13 protein-coding genes are annotated in these 17,745 nt (G+C 69.7%); 5 read left to right on the forward strand and 8 right to left on the reverse strand.

Translation table 11 applies throughout. The features are described from left to right. A partial coding sequence (locus tag AB0D12_RS32420) for a S8 family serine peptidase (RefSeq protein ID WP_362690844.1) occupies window positions 1-740 on the reverse strand: 740 nt, incomplete at its 3' end. A gap of 368 nt (window positions 741-1,108) precedes the next feature. Here AB0D12_RS32420 and AB0D12_RS32425 point away from each other — a divergent pair. Continuing rightward, window positions 1,109-3,382 carry an MMPL family transporter gene (locus tag AB0D12_RS32425; protein WP_362690847.1) on the forward strand — a complete coding sequence of 758 codons (2,274 nt, stop codon included), beginning with the start codon at window positions 1,109-1,111 and terminating at the stop codon, window positions 3,380-3,382. An 891-nt stretch (window positions 3,383-4,273) separates the two neighbouring features. Here the strand turns inward: AB0D12_RS32425 and AB0D12_RS32430 are convergent. The 3 genes from AB0D12_RS32430 to AB0D12_RS32440 are packed head-to-tail and all read right to left on the reverse strand — an operon-like array spanning window position 4,274 to window position 7,334. Continuing rightward, window positions 4,274-5,560, reverse strand: coding sequence for a sugar ABC transporter substrate-binding protein (locus AB0D12_RS32430; RefSeq protein ID WP_362690850.1), 1,287 nt, complete (start codon window positions 5,558-5,560; stop codon window positions 4,274-4,276). Next, complete coding sequence (locus AB0D12_RS32435; RefSeq protein ID WP_362690853.1) at window positions 5,560-6,402, reverse strand: carbohydrate ABC transporter permease; 843 nt, start codon at window positions 6,400-6,402, stop codon at window positions 5,560-5,562. Before AB0D12_RS32435 ends, AB0D12_RS32430 begins: the two co-directional genes overlap by 1 nt. After that, window positions 6,399-7,334 (reverse strand): sugar ABC transporter permease, encoded by a 936-nt coding sequence (locus AB0D12_RS32440; protein ID WP_362690856.1) that lies wholly within the window; start codon window positions 7,332-7,334, stop codon window positions 6,399-6,401. Before AB0D12_RS32440 ends, AB0D12_RS32435 begins: the two co-directional genes overlap by 4 nt. A gap of 151 nt (window positions 7,335-7,485) precedes the next feature. Here AB0D12_RS32440 and AB0D12_RS32445 point away from each other — a divergent pair, with 151 nt between their 5' ends. Next, window positions 7,486-8,337, forward strand: a complete 852-nt coding sequence (locus tag AB0D12_RS32445) for an aminoglycoside phosphotransferase family protein (protein ID WP_362690859.1) — start codon at window positions 7,486-7,488, stop codon at window positions 8,335-8,337. 165 nt (window positions 8,338-8,502) lie between these two features. Here the strand turns inward: AB0D12_RS32445 and AB0D12_RS32450 are convergent, their stop codons facing one another. Further along, entirely contained in the window at window positions 8,503-9,225 is a 723-nt protein-coding gene (locus AB0D12_RS32450; protein WP_362690862.1) for a 3'-5' exonuclease, read from the reverse strand. Window positions 9,226-9,297: 72 nt separating this feature from the next. Next, entirely contained in the window at window positions 9,298-10,530 is a 1,233-nt protein-coding gene (locus AB0D12_RS32455; protein ID WP_362690865.1) for an SAV2148 family HEPN domain-containing protein, read from the reverse strand. A gap of 300 nt (window positions 10,531-10,830) precedes the next feature. Here AB0D12_RS32455 and glgX point away from each other — a divergent pair, with 300 nt between their 5' ends. Continuing rightward, complete coding sequence (gene glgX / locus AB0D12_RS32460) at window positions 10,831-12,951, forward strand: glycogen debranching protein GlgX (RefSeq protein ID WP_362690868.1); 2,121 nt, start codon at window positions 10,831-10,833, stop codon at window positions 12,949-12,951. 269 nt (window positions 12,952-13,220) lie between these two features. Next, the gene (gene treY, locus AB0D12_RS32465; RefSeq protein ID WP_362690871.1) at window positions 13,221-15,581 is read left to right on the forward strand and encodes a malto-oligosyltrehalose synthase; all 2,361 of its coding nucleotides are present in this window, start codon (window positions 13,221-13,223) and stop codon (window positions 15,579-15,581) included. Between the two features lie 166 nt (window positions 15,582-15,747). Here the strand turns inward: treY and AB0D12_RS32470 are convergent, their stop codons facing one another. Both AB0D12_RS32470 and AB0D12_RS32475 read right to left on the reverse strand, forming a co-directional pair. Beyond that, window positions 15,748-15,903 carry a hypothetical protein gene (locus AB0D12_RS32470; protein WP_362690874.1) on the reverse strand — a complete coding sequence of 52 codons (156 nt, stop codon included), beginning with the start codon at window positions 15,901-15,903 and terminating at the stop codon, window positions 15,748-15,750. Window positions 15,904-15,937: 34 nt separating this feature from the next. Beyond that, entirely contained in the window at window positions 15,938-16,486 is a 549-nt protein-coding gene (locus tag AB0D12_RS32475) for a DUF1707 and FHA domain-containing protein (RefSeq protein ID WP_362690877.1), read from the reverse strand. A 310-nt stretch (window positions 16,487-16,796) separates the two neighbouring features. Here AB0D12_RS32475 and AB0D12_RS32480 point away from each other — a divergent pair, with 310 nt between their 5' ends. After that, complete coding sequence (locus AB0D12_RS32480) at window positions 16,797-17,693, forward strand: GNAT family N-acetyltransferase (protein ID WP_362690880.1); 897 nt, start codon at window positions 16,797-16,799, stop codon at window positions 17,691-17,693. Window positions 17,694-17,745: the final 52 nt, after the last annotated feature.

The following is a 17,745-nucleotide window of genomic DNA, read 5'->3' on the forward strand; positions in this document are numbered from 1 at the left end:
ACGGACGGGCCCTTGTGGTTCTTGGTGACCCAGTCGATACCCGCGACGACCTGCTCCGTCGTACCGGAGCCGTTGTTGTCGAGGACACGGACGGCGACGACCTTCGCCTTCTTGGCGACACCGTAAGTGGCGCCGGCGATGGTGCCGGCGACATGGGTGCCGTGGCCGTTGCCGTCGTCGGCGGAGTCGTCGTTGTCCACGGCGTCGAAGCCGTGCGTGGCGCGACCCTCGAAGTCCTTGTGGGTGATACGGACTCCGGTGTCGACGACGTACGCCGTCACACCCTCGCCCGCGCTGTCCGGGTAGGTGTACTTCTTGTCGCCGGCCGTGTCGGCCTGGTCGATCCGGTCGATGCCCCAGGACGGCGGATTGTCCTGGGTCGCGTTGATCGAGAACTTCTTGTTCTGGACGACCTTGGCGACGGACGGGTCGGCGGCGAGGCGCTTGGCCTCGGTCTCCGTGAGGCCGCTGGCGGAGAAGCCGTTGATGGCGGAGCTGTAGTTGCGCTGCAGCGTGCCGCCGTACTCCTTGGCCAGGTCCTGCTTGTCGGCCTTCTTGTCCAGCATCACGATGTAGCTGCCGTCGATCGCGCCTGCGGCATTCGCACCGTAGATGGTGCCCTGTGGGGAGGGCGCCGCGCCGGCGAACGAGGTGTTGAGTACGGTCACTCCGGCTGCGGCAGCCACGGCGGTTATCGCCGCGGTGAGCTTGATCCTGCTCGCGCGCTTGTGAGTTGCCATGAAGAGGGGGCTCCTCGTCATCATTTGTGGGGGGAATGCCCTTCGGACGGAAAATCTCCGGGGGCTGATTCGAAACCCTGACCGATTGACGCGCCCAGATCAAGACCTTCATACAGCTGTGACTTACTCAACAAGGTTTCGTAATAATGAATCGGCCAGGGCCTCACAAGTCGGACTTCACCCCCAACCCCCTTTAGATGTAAGGGGCTTCGATCCTTCTTGTCGGGGATCCGACCGGTCCGAAAGGAGGAGAGAACCACCTCGCCGAGTCACCGGCGAGCAGGAGGAGACGGCCTGAATGTGCCCTTAACTTCGAAGCGGAGACAACGGCGAGGCGCCGACGTCATTTCGAGGGGGGCAGGACCGTCATGGGGAATGCAGGAAGAGGCCCGCGCGGAATCGCCGCGCGAGCCGGCGGCTGGAGCGCGCGACACCGCTGGGCGGCAGTGGGAATCTGGGTGTTGTTCGTCATTCTCGCCATGGCGGCCGGCTCGGCAGCGGGCACCGTCAAGCTCAAGGACAGCGAACAGCTGAAGGGTGAGACCACCCAGGCCGCGAAGATCACAGCGGAAGCGGGCGTCGAGGAGCCGGCCGGCGAGACGGTGCTCGTCCAGGCGCGCAACGGCTCGGCGAAGGCTACCGACGCGGGATTCCGCAAGGCCGTCGACGAGGTGATGAAGGCGGTCGGCGGCACGGGCGCGGTCACCGCGGTGACATCTCCGTACGACACCAAGAGCATCTCGAAGGACGGACGCAGCGCGCTCGTCCAGTTCGATGTGCGCGGGGACCCCGAGACGGCGGGTGACCGGATCGAGCCGGTACTCAAGGCCGTTGCCACGGTCCAGGACGGGCACAAGGAGCTGCGGATCGAGGAGATCGGCGGCGCCAGCATGCGAAAGACCTTCGACGACGCGTTCGGCGACGACTTCCAGCAGGCGGAGCTCTCGGCGGTGCCGGTCGCGCTCGGCATTCTGCTGATCGCCTTCGGCGCGCTGGTGGCCGCACTGCTGCCGGTAGCTCTGGCCATCACCGCGATCATGGCGACGATGGGGCTGATGGGCGTCGTCAGCCACTTCCAGCCGATGAGCGACAGCGCAAGCTCCGTGATGCTGCTGGTGGGTCTGGCGGTCGGCGTCGACTACTGCCTGTTCTATCTGCGGCGCGAGCGCGAGGAGCGGGCCGCAGGACACGACGCGCACACGGCGATGCAGATCGCCGCGGCGACCAGTGGCCGGGCCGTCATCGTCTCCGGTGTGACGGTGTGCGTGGCGATGGCCGGCATGCTCTTCACCGGCATCGGCACGTTCGAGTCGATGGGCCTGGCCTCGCTGATCGTGGTGGCCGTGGCGATGGTCGGCTCGGTGACGGTGCTGCCGGCGCTGCTCTCGCTGCTCGGCGAGCGGGTGGAAAAGGGGCGGATCCCCTTCCTCAGCCGCATGAAGCGCGGCGTGAACGGCACGAACAGCGGCAGCCGGGTGTGGAACCGGGTCCTCGGCGGCGTACTGAAGCGTCCCGCAGTGTCGCTCGTGGTGGCCGCGGGAGCGCTGGTCGCCATCGCACTGCCCGCGCTCGGCATGAAGACGCAGAACCTCACGCTGGACCAGGAGTTCGGCGACTCGGTACCGATCGTGGCGACATACGTGCGGATCAACGAGGCGTTCCCGGGCGGTGCGGACCCGGCGGAAGTCATCGTCAAGGCGGACGACATCAACGCGGCGCCGGTGAAGCAGGCGATCGACGACTTCCGTAAGCAGGCGGTGAGTTCGGGCGCTTCCCGGGGGCCCATCGAGGTGGTCCGGCACGACGCACAGAACCTGGCATTCGTATACGTACCGCTGGTGGGCGGCTCCGACCAGGACAAGGCGGAGAAGAGCCTGGACATCCTGCGCAAGGAGGTCCGGCCGGCGACACTCGGCAAGATCGACGGCCTCCAGGCGCCGATCAGCGGTCAGGTCGCGGGCTCGAAGGACTTCAACGACCAGCTCGCGGGGGCCGTGACACCCGTCTTCGCCTTTGTGGTGGTGTTCGCCTTCATCCTGATGCTGCTGTCGTTCCGGTCGCTGACGATCGCGATCACCTCGATCGTGCTCAACCTGCTGTCGGTCGGCGCGGCGTACGGCATCCTTACCGCGGTCTTCCAGCACGGCTGGGGCGCGTCGCTGGTCGGCGCGGAGGGCGTGGGCGCCATCATCACGTGGCTGCCGCTGTTCCTCTTCGTGATCCTTTTCGGACTCTCGATGGACTACCACGTGTTCGTGGTGTCCCGGATCCGCGAGGCGAAAATGCAGGGGCGTGGTACGCGGGAGGCGATCACCCATGGCGTGGTGACGACGGCAGGCGTGGTGACGAGCGCGGCGGTCATCATGGTCGCGGTGTTCGCGATCTTCGGCACGCTGTCGATGCAGTCGATGAAACAGATGGGCGTCGGCCTCGCGGCGGCGGTTCTGATCGACGCGACGGTCATACGCGGGGTGCTGCTCCCGGCGATCATGGCGCTGCTGGGTGACCGGAACTGGTACTTCCCGAAGTGGCTGCGGTGGCTGCCGGATCTGACGCATGACGAGTCGGCGGTGGCGGCGGCTGGGGCGCCGGTGGGGACGCCGCGCCACGACGACGGCCGACCGGAACCGGCCCGCGTCTGAGGGCGGGTTGATGCCCCCCGCGGCCCGGGAGCACGCGCTCCCGGGCCGCGGGTGTTTTGCGGGGTGCGGGGTCCCTGGCGGGGTGCGGGGTCCCTGGCGGGGTGCGGGCCCTTTGCGGGTGCGGGTCCCTTGCGGGATGCGGGCCCTTTGCGGGTGCGGGTCCCTTGCGGGATGCGAACCCCTTGCGGGATGCGGGTCCCTGGCGGAGTGCGAACCCCTTGCGGGTGCGGGTCCCTGGCGGAGTGCGAACCCCTTGCGGGATGCGGGTCCCTGGCGGAGTGCGAACCCCTGGCGGGTGCGGGTCCCTGGCGGGGTGCGAACCCCTTGCGGGATGCGGGTCCCTGGCGGGTGCGGGTTCCTTGTGGGGTGAGGGCCCTTTGCGGGTGCGGGTCCTGGGTGCTTGGGCGTGCCCGGTCTTGTGTCGGTGGCCGTTCGGGTCCGCTCCGGGGCTCATGTCCTGGACTGCTTTCCTCACCGCGCTTCGCGCGAGTTGCGACGCTTTACGTCCAGAACACGACCCCTGCGCGTCCCCTGCCAGGGACGCGCCGCCGGCCTCTCGGGCGCCCGCACTTGTCGGCGTTGGGGCTTAGCCCCCGCGTTCGCGGCACGAAGCCGCCGCACCGGGGGTGTCGGGGCGTCAGCCCCCGACGTCCTCCCACTCGGAGTGGAACCCTCTGCCTGCGGCCGCGGCACGAAGCTGCCGCAAGCGGGTGTGGGAGCGTCAGCCCCCAACGCCCCTTCCCCTGCAGGCAAGCCGCGCCTGCGCTCTGCGGCGCGAAGCTGCCGCTCCGGGCACGTGGGGCGTCAGCTCCCTCGACAGGGGGCCTGGGGGCACCCCCCAGTTTCGGGAAGGGGCGGGGTGGGGGACAAAGCAGATCCGCACCCCGGGCGTCAGCGTTGGTAGCGGGACAGCACCAGGTTGCCGTCGTGGACGAGGCGATTCTCCAGCTCGGCCGCATCGATCGCGCCGCTGTAGTACTCCTGCAGCGCCGGCGTCGCGACCTTGTCCTTCCACTCCGGGTAGCCCCGCACCGACTGGGCCGGCGCTGAGCGCAGATCCCGCGCGAGCGCTGCGCCCGTGGACCAGCCCTCCTTCTCGGTGTGCAGGGCCGGGTCCGCCAGTGCCTTCGTACCCGTCGGCAGCATCCAGTCGCCCTTCGCCAGCCGCACCATGTTCCGCGGCTGGAGCATGAAGTCGATGAACTCGGCCGCCTCCTTCTTGTGCGGGCTGTCCTCGGCGACAGAGAGGGTCTGTGGACTCACGCCCTGGGTGAGGCCACCGGCTCCCGCAGGGGCGGGCAGCACCTGCCACTCGAAGCCCTTCGGCGCCTGCTGGACGATCTGCTGGCGGTAGGAGAACCCGAGCGGGACCATCGCGTACTTGCCGCCGAAGAAGCCGGGCAGGGAGTCGGAGCCGCCCGAGCCGAGAGTGGTGCGCGATGCGCTCCCGTCGGTGTTGACCTGTGCGTTGATGGTACGGGGCACCACCTGGTCGGCCACGTCGAAGCGGACCTCGACCTTGCCGTCCGCGCCGCGGTGGAAGACCTGACCGCCGGTGGAGAGGGAGAGGTTGAGAGTCGCCGAGACCGGCTCCTTGAGCGGCCAGGCGACACCGTACTTTCCCTCCCCCATCTTCTCCGTGAGCGTCTTGGTGACCTGGCGGAACTCCTCCCAGCTCCACGGCTTCCCGGCCGTCGGAACGCGGACCCCTGAGGAGTCGAGGATCTTCTTGTTGGCGATGAGAACGCGCGGTTCCTGGAGAAAGGGCACGCCGTAGACCCCCTTGTCGAAGGTCGCCGTCTCCCAACTCTGCCGCGGGATGTCCGACGTGAGGCGCTCCGGCAGCAGCCCACTCAGATCGGCGAGGTAGCCGCCGTACGCGAAGTCGGCGAGGTCGTCGGAGGCGTCATGGATGATGTCCGGGGCCTCGCCGCCCTCGAAAGAGGTCAGCAGCTGGTCATGGACGCTGTCCCAGCTGCTCTGGACGTACTCCACCTGGACGTCGGGGTGGCTCGTGTTCCACTCCTTCACCAGGTCCTTGTTTGCGTCGACCGACTCGTCCTGCCAGGCCAGGGACTGGAAGCGGAGCCTGATCCTTCCGCTGTCGGCTCCGCCGTCGGCGGAGCAGCCGGTCAGCAGTAGCGCGCACACGGCGGCCGCGGCCGCGACTCTCCGCATCAGCTCTTCACCGCCCCTGTCAGCATCCCGCCCGTGATCCGCTTCTGGATGATCGCGAAGATGACAAGCGAGGGAATCGTCGCGAGGAACGCGGCAGCGGCAAGCGGTCCGAGATCTGCGACGCCCTCCGCGCCGAGGAAGTGCGTGAGGACGACCGGCAAGGTCTGCTTCTCCGGAGTCTTGAGCAGGACGAGCGCGAAGAAGAACTCGTTCCAGGCGGTGATGAAGGCGAACAGCGCGGTGGCGACGATGCCGGGCGCGAGCAGCGGGGCGGTGACCGAGACGAGCGTGCGGAGCTTGCCCGCGCCGTCGACGGACGCCGCCTCCTCCAGCTCGCGCGGCACGGCCCGTACGTAACCGACCAGCATCCAGAGCGCGAACGGCAGCGACCAGACGACGTACACCATGATCAGCCCGAACAGTGTGTTGATCAGATGCAGGTTCTTCAGGATCAGGAACAGCGGAATGATCACCAGGACGAAGGGGAACGCCTGACTGACCACGACCCAGCCGGTGGCTGCGGCGGAGAGCTTGTTGCGGTTGCGGGCCATGGCGTAAGCCATGGGCGTCGCGATCACGACGGCGATCAGCGCGGCGGACAGGGCCGCGATCAGGCTGTTGCCGGCGGCCTGGAGGAGCGGCTGCTCGTCGAAGGCCTGCCGGAAGTTGTCGAGGGTGGGGTCGTTCGGAATCCAGGTGGGGTGCAGCGAGCCCAGTTCGCGCGGCGGTTTGAAGGCGGTGGAGATCAGCCAGAGGAAAGGGAACCCGAGGAAGACGAGGTAGCAGAGGAGCGCCACGTACTGGCCAGCGCGACCGGACCTGCTGGTGCGCAGCGTTGTCACTGCTCCACCCCTTCCTTGAGCCGTCCTACGAGGTAGAGCGCGAGCATCACCGAGATCACCGCGACCATGACGCAGCCCATCGCGGCGGCGTAGCCGAACTGGCCGTAGCGGAAGGCCTCTTCGTAGGCGAAGAGCATGGGGAGTCGGGTGCGGCCGCCGGGTCCGCCGGTGGTGAGCACGTACACCAGGGCGAAGGAGTTGAAGTTCCAGATGAGGTTGAGCGCGGTGATGGCCAGCGCGACGGGCTTGAGAGCGGGCCAGGTGACGGTACGGAACCGGCGCCAGGCGCCGGCGCCGTCGAGCGCGGCGGCCTCGTGGAGCTCGTGCGGGGTGTTCTGAAGTCCGGCGAGCAGCGCGACGGTGGTCTGCGGCATGCCTGCCCAGATTCCGACGACGATCACGGCGGGCAGCGCGGTGGCGAGTCCGGTCAGCCAGTCCCGCCCGTCTCCGAGCCCGAGGTCACGGATGGTCTCGTTCAGGATGCCCGCATCGGAGTTGTATACGAGCCGCCACATGATGCCGACGACGACCTCGGGCATGGCCCAGGGGATGATCGCCAGGGCGCGCGCCAGCCATCGGAAGCGGAGGTTCTGGTTGAGCAGGAGAGCGAGACCGAGCGCGAGCAGGAACTGTGGGACCGTCACGCCGATCGCCCAGAGCAGACCGATCCTGAACGAGTCCCAGAAGAGCGTGTCGTGAAGCAGGTCCTGGAAGTTCAGCGTCCCGATCCACTGGGTGGGCTCGGTGCGGCCCGCCTGGGAATCGGTGAAGGCGAGCGATATGCCGTAGAGCAGCGGCCCGACGCTCAGCACCAGAATCGGGATCAGAGCAGGCAGCACGAGGAACCAGGCCCCGTGGTCCGGCTGCTTCCTGGTCCGCGCATTCTGGGACCGCGGCTTGCTGGACCGCGGCGTTGCCGTCGCCAATGTCACGGATTCGACTCCTTTGGGCGGCCCATCCTGGTCCGGCCGCCCAGGCGGCCTCCGTCATCGTGCTGACGGTCCGTCGGTTCGTCAACCCAACCTGCATGGATGCGAGACTTTGGCGGATTCGTGCGAGCGGCGGGAGCGGTGGGAGAGACCAATGGACGAGACACGAGCACGCGCGGTGCTGGCGGCTGCGGGACTTCCTGCCGATGCGGCGCTGCTCGCGCTCGGCGAGAACGCGGTGTTCGGGGCGGGCGAGGTGGTCGTCAAGGTCGGCCGGGACGCGGAGCTCATGGCGCGGGCGGAGCGTGAACTCTCCATCGCCGCCTGGCTGTCGGAGGCGGGTGTGCCGGCGGTGCGGGCGGCCGAGCCGAAGCCGCGGCTGGTGAAGGGCCATCCGGTGACGGTGTGGCACCGGCTGCCGGATGCGGTACGTCCGGCGGAGCCGGCGGATCTGGCGCGGCTGCTGCGCCGGATCCATGCGCTTGAATCCCCGTCCTTCTCCCTTCCGCGGCGGGAACTGCTCGGGGGCGTCGAGCGCTGGCTGCGTCTTGCGGGCGAGGCGATCGACCCGGCCGACGCGGACTATCTGCGCGAGCGCCGCGACGGTTTCGCCGAGGCGGCGTCCGCGCTCACCCCACATCTGCCGCCGGGCCCGATCCACGGCGACGCACTCCCCCGCAACGTCCATGTGGGGCCGGACGGCCCGGTCCTGGTGGACCTGGAGACATTCTCGTCGGACCTCCGCGAGCACGACCTGGTGGTCATGGCGTTGTCCCGCGACCGCTACGGACTGGCGCCCGAGGCGTATGAGTCGTTCACCGAGGCGTACGGCTGGGATGTCCGTGAGTGGCCCGGGTGCGCGGTCCTGCGCGGTGCCCGCGAAACGGCAAGCTGCGCATGGGTGGCGCAGCACGCCCCGACGAACCCGGCGGCGCGGGAGGAGTTCGCTCGGCGGGTCGCGTCACTGCGTGAGGGTGCGGAGAGGGTGCGCTGGCACGCGTTCTGACGGTACGAGGGCGGACGCCTGGGGCGGGGCATGTCCCCACTCCGCCCCTTCCTGTCATCAAGAGGCTTCGCCCCCCGGGCCCCGAACGCGCTTCGCATGTGCCCTCAATCGCCGGACGGGCTTGATTTCAGGCCTCGCCGGCGATTGAGGGAGAAGGCCCCGGGCTCAGCCCACCGACGGCACCAGCTCCCGCACCGGCCAGGATGCGTCCACGACCGCGTCCGCGCTGCCCTTCTTCCGCAGGAAGCGCTGGAAGTCCGTCGCCCACTCCGCGTACCACTCGACCTGGCGCTCATGCAGCTCCGCCGGAGTCAACGCCGCAACCGAGCCGTGCCGTTCGGCTATCGCCTGGGCCACCCGCACCGCCGCCAGTGCGTCCGCCGACGCATCGTGGGCCGCGTCCAGGACCACGCCGTACTCGACGCAGACCGCCTCGAGTGTGCGCTTGCCCTTGCGGTAGCGGTCGACCGCCCGGTCGATGGTGTACGGGTCGATCACCGGACCGATCGGGCGGCCCGAAAGGCGGTCCGTCAGGGAAGGCAGGTCATGGCGCTGCAACTCCGCCGTCAGCAGCGTCAGATCGAATGCCGCGTTGTACGCGACGACCGGCACCCCCTGCGCCCAGTACCCGCTCAGTGTCTCCGCGATCTCGTCCGCCACCTCGCGCGCCGGGCGGCCCTCCGCCCTAGCCCGCTCGCTGCTGATGCCGTGGATCGCCGACGCCTGCGCCGGGATGCGGATGCCCGGGTCCGCCAGCCAGCCGCGCCGCCGGACCGGCTCCCCCGACTGCACCCCGACGATCGCCGCCGTCACGATCCGCGCTTCCAGCGGCTCCGTACCCGTCGTCTCCAGATCGAAGCCGACCAGCGGTTCCCCGTGCCAAGCCATCGTGGCCCTCCTTCGTGGTGCGGTGGTGCGTTCCCCCCGTGGACTTTCACCCTCCCACGTGCCACTGACAACTCAGGAGACGGGACGCGAGTCCGCCCATACGGACTCGAACTCCTCGCGGTATGTCTGGAAAAGTCCGTTCTCGCCGTCATGGCCGGCGCGAACCACCGCACGCCCCCCGCCCCTCAGCACCAGCACCGGCGCCTCCATCCCCCGCGCCCGGCGCAGATAGGACTGGATGACGGCGAGGCCGTCCGGGCCGTCGCCGTCGACCATGTAGGCGGTGAAGCGCGGTGTCTCGTCGAAGACCTGGATCTCGAAGGCGCCCGGGTCGCGGAGGCGCGAGCGGACGCGGCGCATATGGAGAATGTTCATCTCCACCGTGCGGCTCAGCTCGCCCTTCTTCAGGCCCAGTTCGCGTTCGCGGCGCTTGACCGCACTGCTCGCCGGGTTCAGGAAGAGGAGCCGGACCCGGCAGCCGGATTCGGCCAGGTGGACCAGCCGTCGGCCGGAGAAGTTCTGGACCAGGAGATTCAGGCCTATGCCGATCGCGTCGAGGCGGCGCGCACCGCCGAAGAGGTCTTCGGCGGGGAGCTGGCGCTGCAGCCGGACCCGGTCGGGGTGGACGGAGACCACATCCGCATAACGGTCGCCGACGAGATCCTCGACCGCGTCGACCGGGAGGCGGTCGGCCGAGGGCACGCCCGCGCCGCTGCCGAGTATCCCCAGGAGCCGGGCGGAGGCGCGCTCGGCCTGGGCGAGCACCGCCTCGTTCAGCGCGCGGTTGCGGGAGACGACATTGCGCGCGACTTCCAGCTCGTCCAGCGCCAGCTCGACATCGCGCCGGTCGTCGAAGTACGGCTCGAAGCACGGCCAGTGCTGGACCATCAGCTCCCGCAGCTGCGGGAGGGTCAGGAAGGACAGGACATTGTCGTCCGCCGGGTCCAGCAGATAGCCCTTGCGGCGCGAGACCTCCCGTACGGCGACCGCGCGCTGTACCCACTCCTGCCCCGCGGGCCCCGCCGCGGCCACCACCCAGTCCTCGCCGTGCACCGGTTCATAGATGGGGCGCAGCACCGCTGCCACCACGGCCCGCAGCCGCTGCTCCACCAGGTTCAGCCAAATGTAGGCCCGCCCGGCACGTTGGGCGCGCGTACGCACCTCGCTCCAGGCGTCCGCGCCCCAGTCCAGTTCCGCCCCGATCTCCATCGGCTGTGCGAGGGAGACCGCTCCGGGCGGCGCGTCGGCGGAGTCCCCCTCGTGACCAGCGTCACCTGGGGGTAGCTCCAGCCCTCCCGAGCTCACCCGCGCACCCCTCTTCCCTTCCCCCTTCAACGATCAAGGAAGAGTACTCCGCCTGCGGGACACGGTGCAGCCGGAACGGCAGTGTCCTTTCCCAACTCCCTTTCCATGTCCGGCCCTTCTGCCTGGCGAGATCTGCCGGAGTGAGCGGATTCATAGCGGTTACGTCCCCGGGTCGTGCGAGGAACCCGATGTTGACCGCGGCGTCCTCCCCTGAGGAGGCGTCTCACCGGCGATACTTTCGGGGAGGATCTGGGCCAAGTGCCCCCCAGCACCCGGATCAGAAGTGGAAGAGTCATATCTATGCAGGTCTGGCCGGGACAGGCGTATCCACTCGGTGCCACGTACGACGGCGCCGGCACCAACTTCGCGGTGTATTCAGAAGCCGCCCGACGAATCGAACTGTGCCTACTGCACGACGACGGCTCGGAGACCGACGTCGAGCTGCGCGAGACTGATGCCTTCGTACGGCACGCCTATCTGCCGGGAGTGATGCCGGGTCAGCGGTACGGATTCCGGGTCCACGGTCCGTACGCCCCGGAGCACGGGCAGCGCTGCAACTCCGCGAAGCTGCTCCTCGATCCGTACGCCCGTGCGATCAGCGGCAGCATCGACTGGGGCGAGACGGTGTACGGCTACCACTTCGGCAAGCCGGACTCGCGCAACGATCTGGACTCGGCGCCGCACACGATGGCCTCCGTCGTGGTCAACCCGTACTTCGACTGGGGCGACGACCGGCCGCCGCGTACCGACTACCACCGCACGGTGATCTACGAGGCCCATGTGAAGGGCCTCACGATGCTGCATCCGGAGCTGCCGGAGGAGCTGCGCGGCACATACGCGGGGCTCGCGCACCCCGCCGTCATCTCACATCTGACCGAACTGGGCGTCACGACGCTCGAGTTGATGCCGGTGCATCAGTTCGTCAACGACCACCGGCTGGTGGACGCGGGGCTGAACAACTACTGGGGCTACAACACCATCGGGTTCTTCGCGCCGCACAATTCCTACGCGTCCTGGGGCGACCGGGGCGAGCAGGTGCTGGAGTTCAAGCAGGCCGTACGGGCGCTGCACAAGGCGGGCATCGAGGTCATCCTCGACGTTGTCTACAACCACACGGCGGAGGGCAACCATCTGGGGCCGACGCTCTCCTTCCGGGGCCTCGACAATGCCTCGTACTACCGGCTGTCCGACGATCCGCGGTACTACACGGACACGACCGGCACCGGGAACTCACTGCTGATGCGCAGCCCCCATGTACTGCAGCTGATCATGGACTCGCTGCGCTACTGGGTGACCGAGATGCATGTCGACGGCTTCCGCTTCGACCTGGCGGCCACGCTGGCCCGGCAGTTCCACGAGGTGGACCGGCTGTCCTCGTTCTTCGACCTGGTGCAGCAGGACCCGGTGGTCAGTCAGGTGAAGCTGATCGCCGAGCCGTGGGACGTGGGCGAGGGCGGCTATCAGGTGGGGAACTTCCCGCCGCTGTGGACCGAGTGGAACGGCAAGTACCGGGACACCGTGCGGGACCTGTGGCGGGGCGAGCCACGGACACTGGCGGAGTTCGCATCCCGGCTGACCGGCTCGTCCGATCTGTACCAGGACGACGGGCGGCGGCCGCTCGCCTCCATCAACTTCACCACCTGCCACGACGGTTTCACGCTGCACGATCTGGTCTCGTACAACGACAAGCACAACGAGGCGAACGGCGAGGGCAACCGCGACGGCGAGAACCACAACCGGTCCTGGAACTGCGGCGCGGAGGGTGGGACGACCGACCCCGAGGTGCTCGATCTGCGAGACCGGCAGATGCGCAACTTCATCGCCACGCTGATGCTCTCGCAGGGTGTGCCGATGCTCAGCCACGGCGACGAGTTCGCGCGTACGCAGGGCGGCAACAACAACGCGTACTGCCAGGACAACGAGGTCTCCTGGGTGCGCTGGCCGGAGCCGGGCGCGGACGAGGACGGCACACTGCTGGCGTTCACCCGGGCGATGGTGTGGCTACGGCGCGACCATCCGGTCTTCAGGCGGCGGCGTTTCTTCCACGGCCGGCCGGTGGAGGGGACGCACGACGAGCTCTCCGACATCGCCTGGTTCACTCCGGAGGGCGAGGAGATGGTCCAGCGGGACTGGCAGTCGGCGTCCGCCAAGGCGCTGTCGGTGTTCCTGAACGGCCATGCGATCTCGGAGCCGGGGCCGCGGGGCGAGCGGATCGCCGACGACTCGTTCCTGCTGATGTTCAACGCCAGCGCGGACGAGCTGGACTTCGCGGTGCCGGTGAACCACGGCCGACAGTGGCAGGTGGTCGTGGACACGGCACGCAAGGAAGGGGTCCCGCCGGGCGAGGGGCCGAAGGTGGCGGCGGGTGAGCGGGTGCCGCTGCTGGGGCGGAGTCTGACGGTGCTGCGGCGGCCCGCGTAGCCGTCACCGCGATCGGGTGGACAAGCTCGGCGGCGCGGACTGCGTGCGACCGCGGACTGCGTGCGCGGGGCCCGTCGCCCGTACGGTCCACGACGGCACCGCGCACTGCGAGCGCGGCCGGCAGGCCCCCCATCGGCCGTGCCGGTCCGCGGCGCGCCCGGGCAGGGGGTCCGCCCGAGCAGGGGTCCGCCCTGCGAGTAGTCCGAACGGCCGGTACCCGTGCACGGGCCGATGACACAGAAGCCCTCAAGCTGGGTACGTACGTTCGCATGACGCCCACCGCCACATACCGGCTGCAGCTCCAGCCGGACTTCCCGTTCTCGGCCGCCGCGGCAGCGGTCCCGTACATCGCCGGGCTCGGCGTCTCGCATCTGCATCTGTCGCCGGTACTGGAGGCCGTACCGGGGTCGACGCACGGCTATGACGTCGTCGACCCCGCCCGGGTACGGGACGAGCTGGGCGGCGAGGAGGGTCTGCGGCGGCTGGCCCGTACGGCGCGCGAACACGGTCTCGGGCTCGTCCTGGACATCGTCCCGAACCATATGGCGGCCGTGCCGCGGCACAACGCGGCGCTGTGGGAGGTGCTGCGCGAAGGGCCGCTGTCGCCGTACGCCCGCTGGTTCGACATCGACTGGGAGGCGGGCGGCGGGAAGGTGCTGCTGCCGGTGCTGGCGGGCCGGATCGGTGACGAGCTGGGCGGGATGCGAGTCGAAGGGGACGTACTGCACTACGGGGAGCAGCGCTTCCCGCTCCGTGAGTCCACGGCGAAGCTGCCGCTGCCCGAGCTGCTTGACGCACAGTGGTACCGGCTCGGCTGGTGGCGGCTGGCCCGTACCGAGCTCAACTACCGCCGCTTCTTCACCATTTCGGAGCTGATCGGCGTACGGGTGGAGGACCCGGAGGTCTTCGACGCGACCCACGGGAAGATCCTCGAGCTGGTACGGGACGGAGTGGTCGAGGGCCTGCGGGTGGACCATCCGGACGGTCTCGCCGAACCCGAGGGGTATCTGCGGCGGCTCGACGAGGCGACGGGCGCGGCCTGCTGGACGGTCGTCGAGAAGATCCTCACCGGGGCCGAACGGCTGCCGGCGGGCTGGGCGGTCGCCGGTACGACGGGCTACGACGCGCTGCGGCATATCGACGGCCTGTTCACCGATCCGGCGGGCGAGGCCGAACTGGTCGCGCAGTACCGGGAGTTCGCGAGTCCGGCGGGCGACCGCGGCGGCTACTGGGAGGCGACCGTGCGCCGCGCCGCGTACAAGGTGGTCACGCATGAACTGGCAGCCGAGACCGCGGCGCTCACCCGTCTGGCCGGGCGCGTCTGCGCCGCGGATCCGGCGCTGCGCGACCACGCGCCCTGGGCGCTGCGCGCGGCGGTCCGGGAACTGCTGGTGCGGGTCCCCGTCTACCGTCCGTACCGCATCGGCGGCGAGGAGGCGCTGCCCCCGGCGGCGGCGCTCGGCGCGAAGGCGGCGTTCGCGGTCGCCGAGGAGGCCGAGGCCGTCGAGGTGGTGCGGGACCTGGCGCTCGGGCGGCTCGGCGAAGGCCCGCACCATGACGCGTTCCGTGCCCGCTTCGCCCAGACCTCGTCCGCACTGCGCGCCAAGTCCGTTGAGGACACCGCCTTTTACCGGTATGTGCCGCTGATTTCGGCGAACGAGGTGGGCGGCGACCCGGGGAGTCCGGCGGTGGGCCCGGAACTGTTCCATGCGTACTGCGAACGCCTTGCCCGCGACTGGCCGGCCACCGGCACCGTACTGACCACGCACGACACCAAGCGCAGCGCGGATGTACGGGCCGGGATCGCCGTGCTGTCCGAATGCCCGGAGAAGTGGGCGGACTTCCTCGCACGCATCACGGAGGAAGCGGCGCGGCTGGAGGGCGGACGCGCGCCCGATCCGCATCTGGCGTGGGTGGTCTGGCAGACGGCTGTCGGGTTCGGCATCCCGTCCGAGGGCAGACTGTCGACGGCGCTGCTGAAGAGCGCGCGGGAAGCGGCGCTGCTGACCAGCTGGACGGAGCCGGATCCGGCATACGAGGAGGCGGTCACCGCGTTCGCCGGTGCGGGCCCGGCGGGCCCGCCGCTGTACTCGGTGGCGCTGTTCGCCCGTGAGCTGGCGCCGTATGTACGGGCCAATGTGCTGGGCGCGGCGCTGGTGCAGCTGACGATGCCGGGCGTGCCGGACCTCTACCAGGGCACGGAGCGGGAGTTCCTCGCCCTGGTGGACCCGGACAACCGGCGACCGTTCGATGAGGGGCCGCCGAACGAGAAGACGACGGTCACGACGGCGGCGCTGCGGCTGCGCCGGGAACGCCCCGAGGTCTTCGGCGAGTCGGGTACGTACGCACCGGTGCATGCGGATGGCCCCGCCGCCGAGCACTGCCTGGCCTTCTGCCGGGCGGGTGAGGTGGTCACGGCGGTCACTCGGCTCTCGCTGCGGCTGGACCGGGCGGGCGGCTGGGCGGGCACGGTGCTGACACTTCCTGCGGGGAGGTGGGCCGATCTGCTCGCTCCGGAACGGGAGTTCACTGGCGGCCGGCCGGTGCCACTGGCCGAGCTGTTCGCGGAACGTCCGGTGGCGCTGCTCAGCCGGAGGGCGGTAGAAGGAGGGTCCGCGGCGAGCGGGTGAGGGGCCCGGTGGCGACGGGCCGGAACCCGTCCGCCGCGGCGGATGCCGGGCATGGACCCGGTGGAGGCCCGGGCACGGCGCCGAACAGGCCCGCAGCCCGTACCCGGCCTCCGCCGCGGTCGGCATCACGGCGGGGCAGGCTTGCACCAGCCGTGAAAGCGGTGCTTCAGCCGGTACTGGTCAGCCGCTGGTCGCCCCCGACAGCCCGGTCACCGGGGACCCTCCGGCCCTCCGCGCCCGGCCTGACCGGCCACCAGGACCGCTCGCCGAGCAGCGCCGACGCCGACGCCGACGGCAGGATCAGCGCCTGCAGCGCCACCACGGACTTGGGACTACCCGGAGGCAGGGGGGCAGGGTCAGCGCGCGGCGAGGCGGAAACTCATCCGTCCGAAGCCCACCATGTCCCCGTCGTGCACGACGACGGAGCCGGTCACCCGCCGGCCGTTGACGGTCGTGCCGTTGGTCGAGCCGAGGTCGCGCAGGATCCACAGACTGCCCTGGCGGCTCAGTTCGGCGTGCAGTCGCGAGACCGTGTCATGGCTCAGCCGCAGCCCGTTCGCCGGATCGCGGCCGATCCGCAGGGGGTACGGGCCGGGTTCGGGCAGCAGCAGCGGCGGCAGCTTCTCGGCCTGCCAGGCCCTGCGCAGCCGTACCGAGAACGCCGATATCCGGCCCACCGCGCCGTAGAGCCGCCGTGACCATCGGCCCTCGGTGTCGAGATCGGCCGTGAGCGCCCGCAGTTCGTCGGGGCGGCGGGCGGCGAGGGCCAGCTCCATACGGTGAATGAAGGTGTCGTGCGACAGCTTGCCCTGCGCCGCGCCCTCTCTGAGCACACCGAGGACACGGTCGCGTTCGGCATCCGAGAGCCGAGCGGGATACGTGTGGAACTCGAAGGAGGACGTCACATACGAGATTGTCGGGCCGAATGGCCACAGGTGTCCAGAAGAACCGGAGTTCCGGTACGCCCTGAGTCGCTGCTGACCTGCGCGGACCTGCGCGGACCTGCCGAACTCGGGCTGTTCCCGGGCCCGTTTCCAGGGAAAGGGGTGGACGACTCCGCCGGAAGCCGCCTACCATGATCGCGAAGCCCGTGCCCGACGGAAGGAGGCGAGAGCAATGCACACCACACGACTCTCGCGCTCCCGCCCCGTCCGCCCGGCGTTCGCAGTCTGACCGGGAGCGCATACCGCACATCTCTTCCCGGAGGACTTCCTCATGACCGAACTGGTCATCCGCGCGCTCACCCCGAGCGACGCGCATCTCTTCGACTCTCTGCCCGACCCTCTCGGTGTGGGCCGCGCGCTGGCCCGTGCCACGCACCGCCCCGAATGGAAGCGGGTCGCGCTGCGCGACGGCGTGGTCGTCGCGCGGGCCGCCTGGTGGGGCGGCCCCGACGACGAAACTCCCATCTGCGTCAACTGGTTCGACGTCGCCGAGGGCGAGGAGGAGGCGGGCACCGAGCTGCTGCGCACCTCGCCGTTCCAGGTCGAGTACGAACTGATCCTGCCCGCCGGCTGGCGCGAGGATCCGGCGGACCTGGCGGCCGGTGAGGCCAGGATCCGCGCCGTGACGGCGGCCGGGATGAAGGTACTGGTGGAGCGGTACCAGTACCGCTGGACGCCGCAGTGCGGGCTGCCGGAGCGGCCCCGGCGGCTGGAGTTCAGGCCGGAGCCCGACGACGCAGTGATCTTCGATGTGCTGCGCCGGGTCCACTCCTCGACGCTCGACGCGCACGCGCTGCGCGCCATCGCAGAGGCGGACGTGGACAAGGCAGCGCAGGAGGAGCTGGACTTCTTCCACTGGTGCCCGTCGCCGCGCGAGTGGTGGCAGCTGGCCTACGCGCCTGATGGTGAACTGGTCGGTATCCACGTCCCGGCGCACAATCCGTCGGGGCCGTGCGTCGGCTTCATCGGAGTGGTACCGGAGCAGCGCGGCCACGGCTATGCGTACGACCTGCTCGTGGAGTGCACGCACTTCCTGGCTGAGCGGGACGCGGAGTTCATCGCGGGCGCGACCGATCAGGGCAATTTCCCGATGGCCAAGAACTTCACGAAGGCCGGGCATCCGGTCGTCCAGGAGCGGATCCACTTCCTTCCCGGTTCGCAGCATTGAGCAAGCTCGGGGGTGTCCGTAAGCTCCGGACACCCCCGAGCTGATGGCGAGC

It is taken from the genome of Streptomyces sp. NPDC048479 (assembly GCF_040651435.1).
In the GTDB taxonomy this organism is placed as follows: domain Bacteria; phylum Actinomycetota; class Actinomycetes; order Streptomycetales; family Streptomycetaceae; genus Streptomyces.

Coding starts and splice junctions, on each gene's coding strand:
- AB0D12_RS32425 (WP_362690847.1), top strand. CDS start 1,109: ATGGGGAATGCAGGAAGAGGCCCGCGCGGAATCGCCGCGCGAGCCGGC.
- AB0D12_RS32430 (WP_362690850.1), bottom strand. CDS start 5,560: ATGCGGAGAGTCGCGGCCGCGGCCGCCGTGTGCGCGCTACTGCTGACC.
- AB0D12_RS32445 (WP_362690859.1), top strand. CDS start 7,486: ATGGACGAGACACGAGCACGCGCGGTGCTGGCGGCTGCGGGACTTCCT.
- AB0D12_RS32450 (WP_362690862.1), bottom strand. CDS start 9,225: ATGGCTTGGCACGGGGAACCGCTGGTCGGCTTCGATCTGGAGACGACG.
- glgX (WP_362690868.1), top strand. CDS start 10,831: ATGCAGGTCTGGCCGGGACAGGCGTATCCACTCGGTGCCACGTACGAC.
- treY (WP_362690871.1), top strand. CDS start 13,221: ATGACGCCCACCGCCACATACCGGCTGCAGCTCCAGCCGGACTTCCCG.
- AB0D12_RS32480 (WP_362690880.1), top strand. CDS start 16,797: ATGACCGAACTGGTCATCCGCGCGCTCACCCCGAGCGACGCGCATCTC.